The sequence below is a fragment of the Kitasatospora arboriphila genome (assembly GCF_039528095.1).
In the GTDB taxonomy this organism is placed as follows: domain Bacteria; phylum Actinomycetota; class Actinomycetes; order Streptomycetales; family Streptomycetaceae; genus Kitasatospora; species Kitasatospora arboriphila.
On record NZ_BAAALD010000074.1, the window covers coordinates 18,343 to 34,196 of the forward strand.

Here is a 15,854-nt window from a genome sequence, read left to right on the forward strand (position 1 = left end):
GGCAGGCTGGATGCGGGAGCCGAGAAGGCGAGGAGAGCGATGAGCACCCTTGAGGAGCAGATCGAGATCGGTGCCCCGGCCGACGCCGCCTGGGACCAGCTGCACCGGATCGCCGACTACCCCCGCTTCGTCGAGGGCGTCCTGCACGCCTCCGCCCGTGGCAGCCACCGCGCCCGTCTGGACGTGGCGGTGGACGGCGGCCACCGGGAGTTCGACGCGTTCTTCACCGACCGCGGCCACAACCGGGTGATGACCTGGGAGACGGTGGACGAGCCGCACCTGCGCGGCACGTTCGCGCTGCGCCCGCTGGACGAGCACCGCACCCAGGTGCAGGTGCGGATCGAGTACGAGCCGGCGGCGGTGGAGGAGCTGTTCGGCGGTGCGCCGCACGGTTTCGCGCTGGCGAGCGCGATCGAGCGGACCGTCCGGACGGACCTGGAGCAGTTGCGCGACCTGGTGGAACACCGCACGCGGTGATCGGCCGGGCCGGGCCCGTGCTCAGGGCAGCAGTTGCTCGGCCCAGATGACCTTGCCGGTGTCGGTGTAGCGGGTGCCCCAGCGCTCCGCGAACTGGGCGACCAGGAAGAGGCCGCGGCCGCCCTCGTCGGTGCTGGCGGCGTACTTGAGGTGCGGGGAGGTGCTGCTGCTGTCGGAGACCTCGCAGATCAGGGTGCGGTCGCGGAGCAGCCGGACGCGGATCGGCCCGCCGCCGTAGCGGATGGCGTTGGTGACGAGCTCGCTGAGGATGAGTTCGGTGGTGAAGGCGAGGTCGTCCAGGCCCCACTCCTCCAGGCGGCGGCTGACCTCGCCGCGGACGCCGGAGACGGCGCTGGGGTCGGCGGGGACCTCCCAGGCGTCGACGTTCTCGGCGGGCAGCGCGCGGGTGCGGGCGACGAGCAGGGCGATGTCGTCGGTGGGGCTGGCCGGAAGCATGGCCTCCAGCACGGAGTCGCAGGTCTTCTCGGGGGTGAGGCCGGGTCGGGCGGCGAGCGAGGCGCGCAGCAGTTCCAGGCCCTCGTCGATGTCGCGGTGGCGGTCCTCGACCAGGCCGTCGGTGTAGAGGACGAGGTGGCTGCCCTCGGGCAGGTCGATGTCGACGGCTTCGAAGGGCATGCCGACCAGGCCGAGCGGGGCGCCGGCCGGGAGTTCGGGGAACTCGACGCTGCCGTCGGGGTGGGCGACGGCGGGCAGCAGGTGGCCGGCGCGGGCCATGGTGCAGCGCAGCGCGACGGGGTCGTAGATGGCGTAGAGGCAGGTGGCGCCGGTGATGGGGGCGTCGCCGTCCAGGGAGGCGTCCTGGTCGATGCGGTTGACGAGGTCGTCGAGGTGGCCGAGGAGTTCGTCGGGGGGCAGGTCGAGGGCGGAGAAGGTGTGGACGGCGGTGCGCAGCCGGCCCATGGTGGCGGCGGCGTGCAGGCCGTGGCCGACGACGTCGCCGACGACCAGGGCGACCCGGGCGCCGGAGAGCGGGATGACGTCGAACCAGTCGCCGCCGACGCCGGACTGGGCGGGCAGGTAGCGGTAGGCGAGGTCGAGGGCGCTCTGGTCGGGCAGGCCGCCGGGCAGCAGGCTGTGCTGCAGGGTGACGGCCATGGCGTGTTCGCGGGTGTAGCGGCGGGCGTTGTCGATGCACAGGGCGGCCCGGGCGACGAGTTCCTCGGCGACGGAGCGGTCGTCCTCGTCGAAGGGTTCGGGGCGGTCGGAGCGCCAGAAGCTGGCCATGCCGAGCACCACGCCGCGGGCCTGCAGGGGCACCGTGAGCAGGGCGTGCACGCCGTACTCCTGCACGCCGGTGGCCCGGTCGGGGTGGTACTGCTGCCAGGCCGCGAAGGCGGCGGTGAGGTCGGGTTCGAGGACGGCGTCGCCGGAGGCCATGGCGCGGGCCCGCGGGGTGTCGGGGACGAGCGGGACGGGCTCGCCGACGGGGATGAACGGGGAGTCGGGGCGGACTCCGCTGTGGCCGGCGCGGAACATCACGCTGGGCGTGCCGCCGGGTTCGTCGCCGCGCAGCACGGGTTCGGCGAGGTCGACGGTGACGAAGTCGGCGAAGACGGGGACGGCGGAGTCGGCGAGCTCCTGTGCGGTGCGGGCGACGTCGAGGCTGGTGCCGATCCGGCCGCTGGCGTCGTAGAGCAGTTTGAGGCGGCGTCCGGCGAGTTCGGCGCGGCCGGAGAGGGCCTGCAGTTCGGTGGAGTCGCGGAGGGTGACGACCCGGCCGGGCGGTCCGCCGTGGATGTCGGTGGCGCGGACGTTGACGGCGAGCAGCCGTTCGCCGGCGCTGACCACCCGGTCGGTGACGGTCTCGCCGGAGATCAGCAGGTCGGTGAGCGGGCGGTCGAGGCCGAGGGCGGCGACCTTGCGGCCCTCGGTGTCGGCGGGCAGCGGCAGCAGGCGGCGGGCCTCGTCGTTGGCGAGCAGGATCGTCCCGGAGCCGTCGAGGATGAGGACGCCCTCGCGGACGGCGTGCAGCACGGCGTCGTGGTGCTCGTACATGCGCGTCATCTCGGCGGGGCCGAGGCCGCGGGTCTGCCGGCGCAGGCGGCGGCCGACCAGGGCGGTGCCGGCGGTGGCGAGGGCGAGGGCGCCGGCGGCGGTGGCGAGCAGCAGCGGCAGCTGCTGGTCGGCGGTGTCGGCGATCTTGGCCTTGCGGACGCCGGCCGAGACGATGCCGACGACGCTGCCGTCGGCCTCCTTGACGGGGACGGTGGCCTGGACGAGCGGGCCGATGGTGCCGTTGACGCTCTCGATGACGGTGTTCCCGGCGAGGGCGGGGGCGATGGTGCCGACGAACTTCTTGCCGATCCGGTCGGGCATGGGGTGGGTGTAGCGGATGCCCTCGGTGTTCATCACGACGATGAAGTCCACGCCGGAGGTGACCCGCGCGGCTTCGGCCCGCGGCTGCAGGACGACGGTGGGTTCGGGCGTGCTGAGCGCCTCGATGATGCCGGGCGAGTTGGCGAAGGCCTGGGCGACGGCGAGCGAGCGGTTGGCCGCCTCGCGGGTGATGTCGCGGCGCGACTGCAGCACCAGTTCGACGCCTGCGGCGACCACCAGGAGCAGCACGATGACGACCTGGAGGACGAACACCTGGCCTGCGACGGAGCGCATTCGCAACGCCGACCACGGACGTCGACCGGTGGAGTCGGGGACCGACGGGGCCCGGGATCGGTCCCTGAATCGGACCATACGCCCATGTGTACCCCGGGTTACCCCGCCCGGCCAAGAGGTGAGCGCGGTCACATCGCTGGACGGACGGGCCGGTCACGCAGGGTGCGGGTGTGCGGGCGCGGCGTCGGCGCACCCGGCGGGCGGCCGGTGTGCGTCGGCGGCGGCCCGTCCGGTCACGGTGCGTGACGGGGCCGGGCGGGGCGGCCGGAGCGGGTCCGCCGTCGGTGGATGCCGTCGGTGGATGCCCTCAGTAGATGAGGTAGTTCGGCCGGTGGCCCTCGTCGGCGATCTCGCCGTCGGCCACCGAGCGCAGTTTGCGGGAGAGTTCGTCGAGTGCGCGGGAGGCGGCCACCTCCTCGCCGATCCGGGCCAGCGGGCGGTCGTCGCGGCTCTTCACCGCTTCGCCGTGGCCGCTGAGGCCGGGTGCGTGCGAGCCGCGCAGCCGGGCGTCGCAGGCGGTGTTGACACCGTCCTCCTCGAAGACCAGCTCGATGTCCCACTGGTTGTGCATCGCGCACCTCCTCGTGGCGGGTCCCGCTTCCAGCGTGCGCCCGCGGGTGAGGGCGGGACAACCCGGGGCCCGGCCCTCCGCGGGGCCGCGGGAATGCCGCCCTGTCGGTGAACGTTCAACCGATCGGTCCCGAGGCGGACCGGACGGGGGACGGACACGCACCGAGAGGAGTCGCACGGTGTTCCACGAGTACCTGGCGGGCGAGACCGCCGAGCAGTGGCGCTGGGCCGGACTGTACTTCGACACGAAGGAGTACGCCGAGGCGGCGAAGCTGCTCGCGCCGGTGGTGGAGCAGCACCCGGAGCAGGTCGGCCCGCGGCTGCTGCTGGCCCGCGCCTACTACCACTCCGCCCAGCTGGGGCGGGCCGAGGAGCAGCTGCGCGAGGTGGTGGCGCGCGACCCGGTCGAGCAGTACGCGCACCTGATGCTGGGGCGGACCCTGGAGCGCCAGGGCCGGGCGGCGGAGGCGGCCCGCTGGCTGCGGCTGGCGGCGGCGCTGGAGGGTCCGGCCGGGCAGGACCCGGCACCGGCCGGCGGGTGACGCCCACCGGGTGACGGACCGGAGGGGTCCTCGGCGGCGGTCCGGCGGTCCGGGGCCGTCCGGGACAGGGGTCCGGGGCGGTCCGGGACAGGGGTCCGGGGCGGTCGGGGTGCGGCGGATGTCGGCCGGTCGGCCGAAAGGCGTCCTTGCATGCACACGTCATCAAGGTGACACTGAGGCGCGCCTGACGGAGGGTCGAACCGACCCTCCGTCATCCGACTGCACCCCGACCGCACTGGAGGACCCCTGTGCGCACGAGGACGATCGTCTCCCTGGCTGCCGCCGCCGTCCTGCTGTTCGCCGACCCGGCGTCGGCGGCCGCGACGGCCGCCGGCTCCCCGGGCATCGGCGACGCCTACTACCCCACCTACGGCAACGGCGGCTACGACGTCTCGCACTACGACGTCCGGCTGAAGTACCAGCCCGCCACCGACCGGCTGGAGGGCACCACCACGATCCTGGCCACCGCCACCCAGGACCTCTCCCGCTTCGACCTCGACTTCGCGCTGGACGTCTCCGAGGTGCTGGTGGACGGCCGCCCGGCGAAGTTCGCCGCGACCGGCGAACAGGAGCTGGAGATCACCCCGGCCGCCCCGCTCGCCAAGGGGCAGCGCACCACCGTCGTCGTCCGCTACGCGGGCACCCCCTCGGCCGTCTCCCGCTACGGCTTCACCGCCTGGCTGCGCACCCCGGACGGCGGGGTGGCGGCCGGCGAGCCGGAGGCCGCCTGGTGGTGGTTCCCGAGCAACGACCACCCGTCGGACAAGGCCACCTTCGACGTGTCGGTGCTCGTCCCGGACGGCACCCAGGTGATCTCCAACGGCGACCTGGTCTCGCAGAGCTCGAAGATCGGCTGGACCCGCTGGAACTGGCGGCAGAACAAGCCGCAGGCCACCTACCTGGCCACCCTGGCGGTCGGCCGGTTCGACATCACCCGCTCCACCAGCCCCGGCGGCATCCCGGTGCTCAACGCCTACAGCAGGGACCTCGGCGACAACGACGGCGCGGCCCGCGCCAGCGTCGAGCGCACCGGCGAACTCGCCGACTGGCTCTCCGGCCTGTTCGGCCCGTACGCCTTCGGCTCGGTCGGCGGCTACGTGCCCAACGTCAGGACGGGCTACGCGCTGGAGAACCAGACCCGGGTGTTCTACAGCCCGCGGCAGTTCTCGCGCGGCTCCAACACCTCGGTGGTGGTGCACGAGCTGGCCCACCAGTGGTTCGGCGACACCGTCTCGGTGCGGCGCTGGAGCGAGATCTGGCTGAACGAGGGCTTCGCGACCTACGCGCAGTGGCTCTGGTCCGAGCACGAGGGCGAGGGCACCGCGCAGGAGCTCGCCGACTGGGTGTACTCCTCGCATCCGGCCGACGACCCGTTCTGGTCGGTGAAGCCCGGCGACCCCGGCGCGGACCACCAGTTCGACGGCGCGGTGTACGACCGCGGCGCGCTCGCCCTGCAGGCGCTGCGCACCGAGGTCGGAGACGACGCCTTCTTCCGGATCCTCAAGGGCTGGCCGGCCGAGTACCGGTACGGCAGTGCGACGATCGCCGACTTCCGGCGGTTCGCCGAGCAGGTCTCCGGCCGGCCGCTGGGCGACCTGCTGCAGACCTGGCTCTACACCCCGGCCAGGCCGGCCCGCGGTGCGGTGCCGTCCCCGGCCGCCCCCGGTGCCCGCCCGGCGGCGGGACCGGCCGAGCCGCGCTCCTGGGCGAAGATCCACGCCGTACAGGAGCACTGACGGTGGTTCGGCTCCCGCCCCGCCGTCCACGGGCGGGGCGGGAGCCGGGTCGGGGCCCCGAGGGTCAGGGGCCCTCGGGGCCCGGTGGCCCGTCAGGCGGTGCAGATGCCGCGCGCCCAGTCGACGGTCGCGGCGCTCTGCGAGTACTGCCACTGCGGCGCCAGCACCTCGGCGTCCAGCCGGCCGGCGGCCGCGCGGTCCTCGACGATGTAGCCGAAGTCCTGCAGCCAGGCCGGGTAGAGGTTCTTCGAACCGGTGTAGAACGCCTGCCCGTCCACCGAGACCACCTTGTGGTGCAGCGCGTACGGGTGTCCGTCGGCCCAGGTGGCGGTCGGCGCGGCGCGGAAGGACGCGAGCTGCAGGTTGCCGCAGAGCGCGGCCCGGCCCTCGGCCTGGCCGCCCGTCAGCTTCACCAGACGGCCCTTCAGCACGTCGCTGATCTCGGCCAGCGACTTGATCTGCGAGTAGCCGCCGCTGCCGACCGCGCCGCGGTTGGCCGGGTCGCTGACCACGATCCGCACCTTGACGCCGGCGGCCAGCTTGGCGGCCAGCACGTCGTAGAGCCGCTGGTCGTAGCGGGGCAGCGGCGGGCAGGTGGCGTTGAGGTCCTGCTGGGAGATCTCGACGTGGTCGGTGGCGCTGGCGACCAGGGCGCGCAGCGCGTTCTCCTCGGGGTTGACCGTCTCGTAGTCCCGGTCGTCGTTGGTGTGGTCGGGCAGGCCGACGCCGCAGCGGGTGGCGGCGGAGCCGGGCAGCTGCGGACGGTAGCCGGACGCCGGGTCGGCGGTGCGCTCGCCGACGCCGAGGCCGCCGACGGCGATCACCGGGACACCGCCCGCCTGCGGGGCGGCGGGCGTCTCCAGGGTGCGCACGCAGCCGGCACCGGAGGAGGCCGCGAACCAGACGTTCTGGCTCAGGCCGCCGGTGTTGTCGCAGGTCCAGGACCACAGGGTGTCCAGGTAGCGGGCGGCGGAGCCGGCCGCGGGCCCGGTCAGCTCGACGTCGGCGTCGGTGACCGGGTGGGCGGTGTCGAGGTAGTCGTCCTTCCAGCCGTTGATGCCGCCGACGATCGCGGTGGCGCCGTCCACGACCAGGATCTTGGAGTGGTTCCAGGACAGGCCGGTGCGGGAGGTGGTGGCGGAGGCGACGGTGAGGGTGACGTTCGCCGCGGCCGGGCCGAGCCGGGCGACCAGCTCGTCGCGGTAGGCGGCGGGCCGCACGTTGAGGTGGTAGACGGGGGCCGCGCCGACCAGGATGCGCACGGTGAGGTGCCGGCCGTCGGCGGTGGCCTGCTTCAGGCCGGCCACCAGGGCGTCCTCGAAGCCGCCGTTCGGGAAGGGCGCGAGCGAGGAGACGTCCACGGTGCGGGTCGCGGCGGCGACCGCCGCGGTGGTGCGGGCGAGCAACCGGTCGCTGCCGGTGCGGGTGCGGCAGGCCGGGTCGCCCCAGCAGCCGGGGGTCTGCAGCACGCCGTCGAAGCGGTTGCCGTCGGTGCGCTGCCAGACCGGGCCCTTCAGGCCCGGGGAGACCTCGCGGAGGGTCTGCTCGACGGCGTCGAGGTGCGGGGTGGCGGGCCCGGCGGCGTAGGCCGGGGCGGCGGCGGGCAGCACGCCGAGGACGGCGGCGAGGACGAGCAGGGGGCGGGTGACGCGGCCGGTGCGGCGCGGTCGGCGGTCGGGCACGGAGAGGGTCCTTTGGCAGATCACCAACAATCTACCTGATGGTAACTTGACGGCCTGCCAGATGATCAAATCGGGGCCGCCGCGGCCGCAGCGCTCCCCCGCCACGGCCGCACCGCTCCCCCGCCGCACCGCAACCGCTCCCCCGCCGGGTCGGCCCCGTCCCCTCCGGTCAGCCGCGGCCGCCGATGTGCAGCCCGGCCGGCCGCGCGTCCTCCTGCACCAGCAGGCCCGCCTGGTCCGTGGTGAGCGGCCGCGCGAACAGGTAGCCCTGGCCGAGCGGGCAGCCCATCGCGGCCAGCAGGTCGCGCTGGACGGTGTTCTCGATCCCCTCCGCGATGACCTGCACGCCCAGCGTGTCCGCGATCCGCGCGATGCCCTCGACCAGCGCGTACTGCTGCTGGGAGTGGCCGAGCCCGTCGATGAAGGACTTGTCGATCTTCAGGATGGAGATCGGGAACTCCCGCAGGTAGCTCAGTGAGGAGTAGCCGGTGCCGAAGTCGTCGATGGCGATCTGCACCCCGAGGTCGCCCAGCATCTGCATGTCGGTGCGGACCCGCTCGTCGCGGCGCATCAGCACCGTCTCGGTGAGCTCCAGCACCAGCGTGGACGGCTCGATGCCGCTCTGGTCGAGGGCCCGGCGGACGGTGTCCACGAAGCCCGCGTCGCGGAACTGCCGGCCGGAGACGTTCACGCTCACCCGCAGCGGGCCGCGGCCGCCGGCCGCCCGCTCCTCCCGGGTCTGCCGCTGCCAGCGGGCCGCCTCGGCGACCGCCCGCTCCAGCACCCAGGCGCCGAGCGGCACGATCTGGCCGCTCTCCTCGGCGAGCGAGATGAACTCCTCCGGCAGCACCATGCCGCGCCGCTCGTGCGGCCAGCGCACCAGCGCCTCGAAGCCCACCAGGCCGCCCGAGATCAGGTCGACGATCGGCTGGTAGTACAGCGCGAAGGCCGCCTCGGCGATCGCCTCGTCCAGGCTCTCGTTGAGCTCGTGCCGCTCGACCAGGCCGGCCTGCAGCGCGGGCCGGTAGTGGCACCACTGCCGCTTGCCGGCCGCCTTCGCCGAGTACAGCGCGAGGTCGGCGTGGGTGAGCAGCTCGGCGCCGTCGTCGCTGTCCTCCGTGGTGGCCACGCCGACGCTGGCGGCCACCCGGACCGCGCCGGAGCTGAGCTTGAACGGCTCCTCGAAGACGGCGAGCACCGCGGAGGCGGTCGCCCCGACGTCGGCGGGCGACAGGGCGTCCTCGACCAGCACGGCGAACTCGTCGCCGCCGAGCCGGGCCGCCGTGTCGGAGGTGCGCAGCGCGGTGGAGATCCGCAGCGACACGGCGACCAGCAGCTCGTCGCCGACCGCGTGGCCCTGGGTGTCGTTGACCACCTTGAAGTCGTCGAGGTCGATGAAGAGCACGCCGGTGACGGTGCCGCGCCGGCCGCTGCGGGAGAGCGCGTGGCCGACCCGGTCCTGGAAGAGGACGCGGTTGGCCAGGCCGGTGAGCGAGTCGTGGAACGCCCGGTGGGTGAGCTCGCGCTCCATCTGCCGCTGGTCGGTGACGTCGCGCAGGGTGAGCACCAGACCGCCGACCGTGGGGTCGTCGCGCAGGTCGTTCCAGCGGACCTCGGCCTCGATCACCGTGCGGTCGCCCCGCAGCAGCCTCCAGTGCTCGCGCTGCTCGGCCTGCTCGCGGGTGCGCATCCGCAGCAGCGCCTGGTTGACGGCACGGCTGTCCTCCGGCGGCACCAGGTCGGTGAGGGCCTGGCCGTCGAGCGAGGGGTAGCCGAGGACGCGGTCCGCCGAGGAGCTGGCGTACCGGATGGTGTCGTCCGCGCGCAGGATGAGGATCACGTCGGAGGCGCTCTGCACCAGCGTCCGGAAGTACAGCTCGCTGTTGCGGCGGTTGATCTCGTCGTTCAGCACCACCCGCTCGACCGCCAGGGCGGCCTGCCCGGCGAGGATGTCGAGGGTGCCCCATAAAGCCGTGAGCCGGTGCTCCGTGCCGCCGACGACGAGGGCGCCGATCAGCGGGTCGCCCGAGGGGCGCTTCTCCAGGACGAGCGGGCAGATCAGGGCGCTGGGGGCGCCCTCCAGGCGGGCGGCGAGGCCCGCGTCGAGGGTGGCGACGGGCACCAGGCGGCTCTCGCGGACGGGTTCGACCTCGATCGGGCCGTCGCCGTCGGCACGCAGCGTGCCCTCGTCACCGACCGCGAGCAGCGCGACGTGCGCGGGCTCGGCGGGCACCAGGGCGGAGGCGGCGGTGCGCACCGCGTCGGCGACCTGCTCGACGGTGACGGCGCCGGCCAGCGAGGCGCCGGCCATCCGCAGCACCCGTTCGCGCTCCACGGCGTGGCGGTGGTTGAGGACGACCCCGGCGAGCCGGGAGAGCACCAGCAGGAACAGCACGGCGGAGAATCCGCCGATCACGGCCGCGTTCGCGGCGTCGCCCTGGGTGACCTCCAGCACGAGCATGGTCGGGGCGATCAGCGAGGCGACGGCGAGCAGCGCGATCCGGCCGCGGCTGATGTCCGGCGGCTGGGTGGGGATGGGTCTGGTGAGCTCGACCATCGAGGGGTGCAGGGCCGCCGCGCCCCAGGCCGTGTAGAGGACCGCCCAGCCGAGTTCGACGGGGGTGCCGATCCGCCAGACGCCGTGCAGCTGGATCAGCCCGTAGAGGACGTCGGAGACCAGCAGGCCGACCGTGCCGACGGTGAGCAGGACCACGGCGGGGCTCTTGCCGCCGCGCGGCACCAGCAGCCGCATCAGCATGGCGAGGACGAGGACGTCGCCGAGCGGGTAGGCGATCGACACGGCCTTCTGGAACCAGGTGAGTTCCGGGTTCCTGGCGTACGGGACGACCAGGTACATCCAGCTGAGCAGGGCGAGGCCGACGGTCAGCGTGAGGGCGTCGATCAGCGAGCCGCGGTCCTGGTGCGCGGTGCGCCAGCGGATGAACCCCCAGACGCCGAGCGCGTAGAGCACGAACTCGGCGAGGTAGAAGGCGTCCGCGAGGGAGGGGAAGGCGGTCTGGTGCAGGTAGTTGGTCTGGATGACCTGCACGACCTCGCCGATGGTGAAGCTGAGGTTGGCGACCGCGAGCAGGTACCAGGACGCCGCGTGGGCGGGCCGGTTGAGGCGGACGCCCACCACGATGGCGGCGAAGCTGCTCAGCCCGATGCCCGTCCACCAGATGATGCGGTCGGCGGGAAAACGGTAGTAGACAACCGTCAGCAGGACCATCAAGCCGATATAACAGACCGTCAGCCGCTGTCGTCGACGTGTCAACCCAGCTACCTCCCTCGGAGGTGGTGAGCTGAACCGCTCAAGAATTGGGGCGATCCCAATCATACATAGCAAGGCACGGGTGCCTATAGTCGAGATTATCGGGGGCGGTCCGTGGCGGGCGGCGGAGGCCGCGGCCGTGCAGGGCCCAGGCCGTGCGCTCCCCGATATTTCCGGTTAATCCATCCGCCGTCTGTCGAGGTCGTCGCCGGTGGAGCTGTCGAATCACGCGCAATCCCCCCATTTCGGGCCCCATCTCGTCCTGGTGAACGGAGATGGACAGTATGCGATTTGGACGAACGAACTCCCGGTGCCCGAGGGATGGCGGAGCGTATTCGGACCGGGCGATCGCGCGGAATGCCGCCGCGAGGTCCGGGCGCGCTGGCAGGACCTGAGACCGACCGGGCCGGGCGCCCCCGGACGCACGGTGCACGCGCTCTTCCGCGAACAGGCCGCGACCCGCCCCGGCGCGCTCGCCGTGCTCTGCGACGACGGACCGCTCACCTACGCCGAACTCGACGGCCGCAGCGACCGGCTGGCCGAGGAACTGCGCGCGCTCGGCGTCGGACCCGACTCGGTGGTGCCGGTGTGCCTGGAGCGCAGCGGCGACATGGTGGTGGCACTGCTGGCCGCGCTGAAGGCCGGCGGCGCCTTCCTGCCGCTCGACCCGTCCCACCCGGACCTGCGGCTGGCCCGGTTGGCCGCCGACTCCGGCGGCGGCCCGGTGGTGACGTCGCGTGACCACGCCGGGCTCTTCCCCGCGGCCGTGCTGGTCGAGGCGTACCGGTCGGCCGGTCCGCCGACCGCCGTGCCGCCGCCCGACCTCACCGACCCGGACGACCTCGCCTACCTGATCTACACCTCCGGCACCACCGGCGAACCCAAGGGCGTACCGGTCAGTCACCGCACCATGGTGTTCACCCTGTCGCGGATCGCCGAGGCCTACGCTCTGTCACCGGCCGACCGGGTGCTCCAGTTGGGCGCGCTGGGCTTCGACACGTCACTGGAACAGATATTCACCCCGCTGCTCAACGGTGCGACGCTGGTGCTCGGCGGGCGGCACCCGTGGGCACCGATCGAGCTGGCCCACCGGCTGCCCGAACTCGGCATCACCGTGGCCGACCTGACGCCCACGTACTGGCACCGGCTGCTGGCGGTGCTGCCCGAACACGGCCCCGCCGCGCACGCGCTGCGGCTGCTGGTCGTCGGCGGCGACACCGTCCCCGCCGAGGACTGCCGCGAGACGCTGCGCCGGCTGCCCGGCACCCGGTTGCTCAACGCGTACGGGCTCACCGAGACCGGCATCACCTCGACGCTGTGCGAGATACACCCCGAGCTGCTGGCCGCCCCGGCGAACGCCCCCGTCCCGGTCGGACGGCCGCTGCTCGGCACCTTCGTGCACGTGCTGGACGCCCGGCTTCGCCCGGTGCCGCCCGGGGAGCGCGGCGAGGTGTACATCGGCGGGCCCGGGCTGGCCCGCGGTTACTGGAAGCAACCGGAGCTGACGGCCGAGCGGTTCCTCCCCGAGCCGTACGCGGGCACCCCCGGCGGCCGGATGTACCGCACCGGCGACACCGGCCGCTGGCGGCCGGACGGCACCCTGGAACTGATCGGCCGGGCCGACGACCAGGTGAAGATCCGCGGCTACCGGGTCGACCCGGGCGAGGTCGAGGCCGTCCTCGGCGAGCACCCGGAGGTCGGCGAGGTCCGGGTGGTGGCCGGCGAGGCCAACGGCGGCGGGCGGGCGCTCACCGCCTACTACACGGCCCGCGACGGGCAGCCCGAGGACCTGCGGCAGTACCTCGCCGCCCGGCTGCCCGACCACCTGGTGCCCAGCGCCTTCGTCGCGGTCGAACAGATGCCCGTCACCCCCAGCGGCAAGATCGACCGGATCGGGCTGGCCCGCGGCTCCAGGCCCCCCGCGTCCGCGGCCACGACCGTCGGCGCGGGCCCCGGCGCCACCGTGCAGGCCGGTCTGGCCTACCTGTGGGCGCAGATCCTCGACGTCGAGCACGTCGGCCCCGACGACGACTTCTTCGAACTCGGCGGCAACTCGCTGCTCGCGATGGAGATGCTGGCCCGGGCCCGGATCATGTTCGGCATCGGGGTGGACCGGATCCGCACCCTCACCCGCGCCCTGCTGAAGAACCCCACCCTCGGTGCCTTCGCCGCCGTCGCCCGGGACACCCGCGGCGCCCTGCCCGCGGAGCCCGGCCAGCGGATCGACTTCGCCGCCGAGGCCGAACTCGGCGTGCCGGTGCACCGCGCCCCCGAGCACAGCGCCCCGCGCTGGCACCAGCCCACCGACATCCTGCTGACCGGGGCCACCGGCTTCTGCGGCACCCACCTGCTGCGCGCCCTGCTGGAGACCACCGACGCCCGGGTGCACTGCCTGGTCCGCGCCCCCGACCCGGATCACGGCCTGGAGCGGCTGCGCGCCGCCCACCAGCGCTACCTGCTGCGCGACCTGCACTCCGACCGGGTCGTGCCGGTCGTCGGCGACCTCGCCGAACCGCTGCTCGGGCTCGGCCGGCTGCGCTTCGAGCAGCTCGCCGGCACCGTCGACCTGATCCACCACCTCGGCGGCCAGGTGAACTTCCTCTACCCGTACCACCAGCTGCGGGCCGCGAACGTGGCCGGCACCCGCGAGATCATCCGGCTCGCCGGGCACTCCCGGGCGATCCCCGTGCACTACCTGTCCAGCATGGCCGTCCTCGCCGGGTACGGGCCGGCCGGCATCCGGCAGGTCACCGAGGAGAGCCCGCTCGCGCACGCCGACCGGCTGTCGGTCGGCTACGTGGAGAGCAAGTGGGTCGCCGAGGCGCTGCTGCACCACGCGGCCGCGGCCGGCCTGCCGGTCACCGTCCACCGGGTCAACGACGTCACCGGCGACCTGCGGCACGGCGTCATCAACCCCGGCACCGAACTCTCCGCGATCATCCGCTACCTGTGGGACAGCGGCACCAGCCCCGACGTCGACCTGCCGCTCGACTTCGTGCCCGCCGACGTCTTCACCCGCGCCCTCGCGGTCGTCTCCACCCGCGAACCCGCCGAGGGCCGGGTGCTGCACCTGACCAACCCCGCCCCGGCCAGCCTCGGCGACCTCACCGAACGGATCCGCTCCCGCGGCCGCCCCGTCGAGCACCTGCCGTACCGGGAGTGGGTGCGGCGCCTGATCGGCTTCGCCACCGCCAACCCGACCCACCCGATCACCCCGTTCGTCCCGCTCTTCGTCGACCGCGCCGAAGGTACCGACATGACCATCAGCGAGATGTACTTCCGGCCCACCTTCCCGGACTTCACCCGGACCGCCGCGACCCGGGCGCTCACCCGGGCCGGCATCGAACTGCCGCCCGTCGACGCCGAACTGCTCGACTTCTACCTCGACCGGCTCGAGGCCAGCGGACAGCTGGAGCACGTCGCGTGACCGGAACCGCACGATGGTGGGCCTCGGTCGACCTCGGCCGCGCCCCCGCCGACACCCCGGTGGCCTTCTGCGCCGACCTCGGCCCCGACTCCCTGCTCGCCGCCTACCGGGCCGGGGCCTTCCCGATGCCCGCCCAGGACGAGTACAGCCTCTGGATGAACGAGGCCCGCTACGAGGAGGAGGTCGCCGAGGGCGCCATCGCCTTACCCGCGGGCGCCGGCGAGGAGGCGTACGGCGTCGCCTGGTGGTCGCCCGACCCCAGGCCGGTCGTCCCGGTCGGCGGCGCGCGCCTCGGCAGCCGGCTCTCCCGCCGGCTCCGCAACCGGGACGACTGGACGACCACCGCCGACAAGGCCTTCGGCGAGGTCGTCGACCGCTGCGCCGAAGGCCGCAGCCCCGCCTGGCTCACCCCCGAGCTGCGCACCGCGCTGCGGACCCTGCACGCCCACGGACGGGCGCACAGCATCGAGGTCTGGGACGACGGGGAACTGGTCGGCGGCGCCTTCGGCGTCCGGGTCGGGCCGGTGCTCAGCCTGGACTCCATGGTGGGCCTGCGGCCCGACGCCGCCCGGGTGGCGGTCGTCGACCTCGCCCAGCGCTTCGGCGAGAGCGGCGGCGTGCTGCTGGACGTCCAGTGGGACAGCCCGCACGTGCGGAGCCTCGGCGCGGTGCCGATGCCGCGCAGCGAGTACCGGGCCCTGCTGGACGAGGGCACCCCGGCCGGCCCGCCCCCGGGCGAGGAACGCCCGGTCTCCCGCCTGGGGTGAGGGGATCCCCCGGGGGGGCGCGGGGGACTGCGCAGTCCGTGGATGATCAGGACGAACCCGGGCCGGACCCTGATCCGTACGGCGGCCCACATCCGAATTGCACAGTTCCCCGCGCCCCTGATCGGCTGCCCCGTGCTCGTGGGCTAGGTCCTGGGTGGGGCGAGGAGGGCGTCGGGCAGGCCCAGGGTCTCGTGGAGGGCGTGGCGGCCGGCCGGGGTGACGGCCACCGCCCGGGTGGTGCCGATCCGGGTGACCCAGCCCTCGGCGAGGGCGTGCCGGCACAGGGCCGCGCCGACCGCCCCCGCCAGGTGGGGACGGCGTTCGGTCCAGTCCAGGCAGGGCCGCGCGGCCGGCCGGCGGCCGCCCGGCGGGACGGCGACCCCGGCCGCGCCGAGCCAGGCCTGGCCCTCGGCGGTGAGCCGCAGGCCGTGCGTCCAGTCGAGCAGGCCCCGGGCGGTCATCGCGTCGGTGATCGCGACGCCGACCGCCCCGGCGAGGTGGTCGTAGCAGGTCCGGGCGTGGGCGAGGGCGCGCCGGCGGCCGTCCGCCGCGAGGGTGGCGGGGCGTTCGGGGCGGCCCGGGGCCAGCGCGGCGAGCTGTTCGACCAGTTCGGCCACCTGCGGGTCGGCCAGCCGGACGTAGCGGTGGCGGCCCTGCCGCTCCTCGGCGAGCAGGTCGGCGTCGACCAGCCGGTTGAGGTGCCCGGTCGCGGTCGGCGCGGGGGGACCGGCGGGGCGGGGCAAGACGGAGG

The 15,854-nt window shown here is 74.1% G+C and carries 10 protein-coding genes and 1 pseudogene; 6 read left to right on the forward strand and 5 right to left on the reverse strand.

Annotated features, from left to right (window positions below; genetic code table 11):
• The first annotated feature begins 39 nt into the window (after positions 1-39).
• Positions 40-477, forward strand: coding sequence for an SRPBCC family protein (locus tag ABD353_RS29125; RefSeq protein ID WP_344626674.1), 438 nt, complete (start codon positions 40-42; stop codon positions 475-477).
• 21 nt (positions 478-498) lie between these two features.
• On the opposite strand, the gene ABD353_RS29130 is transcribed toward ABD353_RS29125, so the two are convergent.
• Positions 499-3,108: a SpoIIE family protein phosphatase gene (locus tag ABD353_RS29130; protein WP_344626675.1), complete on the reverse strand. Its 2,610-nt coding sequence runs from the start codon at positions 3,106-3,108 to the stop codon at positions 499-501.
• Between the two features lie 307 nt (positions 3,109-3,415).
• Positions 3,416-3,679 carry a DUF1876 domain-containing protein gene (locus tag ABD353_RS29135; protein WP_263102292.1) on the reverse strand — a complete coding sequence of 88 codons (264 nt, stop codon included), beginning with the start codon at positions 3,677-3,679 and terminating at the stop codon, positions 3,416-3,418.
• A gap of 178 nt (positions 3,680-3,857) precedes the next feature.
• Here ABD353_RS29135 and ABD353_RS29140 point away from each other — a divergent pair, with 178 nt between their 5' ends.
• Together ABD353_RS29140 and ABD353_RS29145 are read left to right on the forward strand one after the other, a co-directional pair.
• The gene (locus tag ABD353_RS29140) at positions 3,858-4,220 is read left to right on the forward strand and encodes a tetratricopeptide repeat protein (protein WP_344626676.1); all 363 of its coding nucleotides are present in this window, start codon (positions 3,858-3,860) and stop codon (positions 4,218-4,220) included.
• A 248-nt stretch (positions 4,221-4,468) separates the two neighbouring features.
• Positions 4,469-5,956, forward strand: a complete 1,488-nt coding sequence (locus ABD353_RS29145) for a M1 family metallopeptidase (protein WP_344626677.1) — start codon at positions 4,469-4,471, stop codon at positions 5,954-5,956.
• Positions 5,957-6,048: 92 nt separating this feature from the next.
• Here ABD353_RS29145 and ABD353_RS29150 read toward each other — a convergent pair whose 3' ends face one another.
• Positions 6,049-7,638: a phospholipase D-like domain-containing protein gene (locus tag ABD353_RS29150; protein ID WP_344626678.1), complete on the reverse strand. Its 1,590-nt coding sequence runs from the start codon at positions 7,636-7,638 to the stop codon at positions 6,049-6,051.
• A gap of 169 nt (positions 7,639-7,807) precedes the next feature.
• A complete protein-coding gene (locus ABD353_RS29155) occupies positions 7,808-10,867 on the reverse strand; it encodes a putative bifunctional diguanylate cyclase/phosphodiesterase (RefSeq protein WP_344626679.1) in 3,060 nt (1,019 codons plus the stop codon).
• A gap of 253 nt (positions 10,868-11,120) precedes the next feature.
• Between ABD353_RS29155 and ABD353_RS40560 the strand changes: the two are divergent.
• The 3 genes and pseudogenes from ABD353_RS40560 to ABD353_RS29165 form a co-directional block, all read left to right on the forward strand.
• A pseudogene (locus ABD353_RS40560) lies at positions 11,121-11,261 on the forward strand (MbtH family NRPS accessory protein); the annotation flags it as partial.
• A 75-nt stretch (positions 11,262-11,336) separates the two neighbouring features.
• Positions 11,337-14,336 carry a non-ribosomal peptide synthetase gene (locus ABD353_RS29160; protein WP_344626680.1) on the forward strand — a complete coding sequence of 1,000 codons (3,000 nt, stop codon included), beginning with the start codon at positions 11,337-11,339 and terminating at the stop codon, positions 14,334-14,336.
• Entirely contained in the window at positions 14,333-15,103 is a 771-nt protein-coding gene (locus ABD353_RS29165) for a leucyl/phenylalanyl-tRNA--protein transferase (RefSeq protein ID WP_344626681.1), read from the forward strand. Before ABD353_RS29160 ends, ABD353_RS29165 begins: the two co-directional genes overlap by 4 nt.
• Before the next feature lie 143 nt (positions 15,104-15,246).
• Here the strand turns inward: ABD353_RS29165 and ABD353_RS29170 are convergent.
• A partial coding sequence (locus tag ABD353_RS29170) for an ArsR/SmtB family transcription factor (RefSeq protein ID WP_344626682.1) occupies positions 15,247-15,854 on the reverse strand: 608 nt, incomplete at its 5' end.

Bases quoted from the DNA above. Each gene is read 5' to 3' on its own strand.
- ABD353_RS29155 (WP_344626679.1), bottom strand. From the start codon at position 10,867: ATGGTCCTGCTGACGGTTGTCTACTACCGTTTTCCCGCCGACCGCATC.
- ABD353_RS29125 (WP_344626674.1), top strand. From the start codon at position 40: ATGAGCACCCTTGAGGAGCAGATCGAGATCGGTGCCCCGGCCGACGCC.
- ABD353_RS29130 (WP_344626675.1), bottom strand. From the start codon at position 3,108: ATGCGCTCCGTCGCAGGCCAGGTGTTCGTCCTCCAGGTCGTCATCGTG.
- ABD353_RS29135 (WP_263102292.1), bottom strand. From the start codon at position 3,679: ATGCACAACCAGTGGGACATCGAGCTGGTCTTCGAGGAGGACGGTGTC.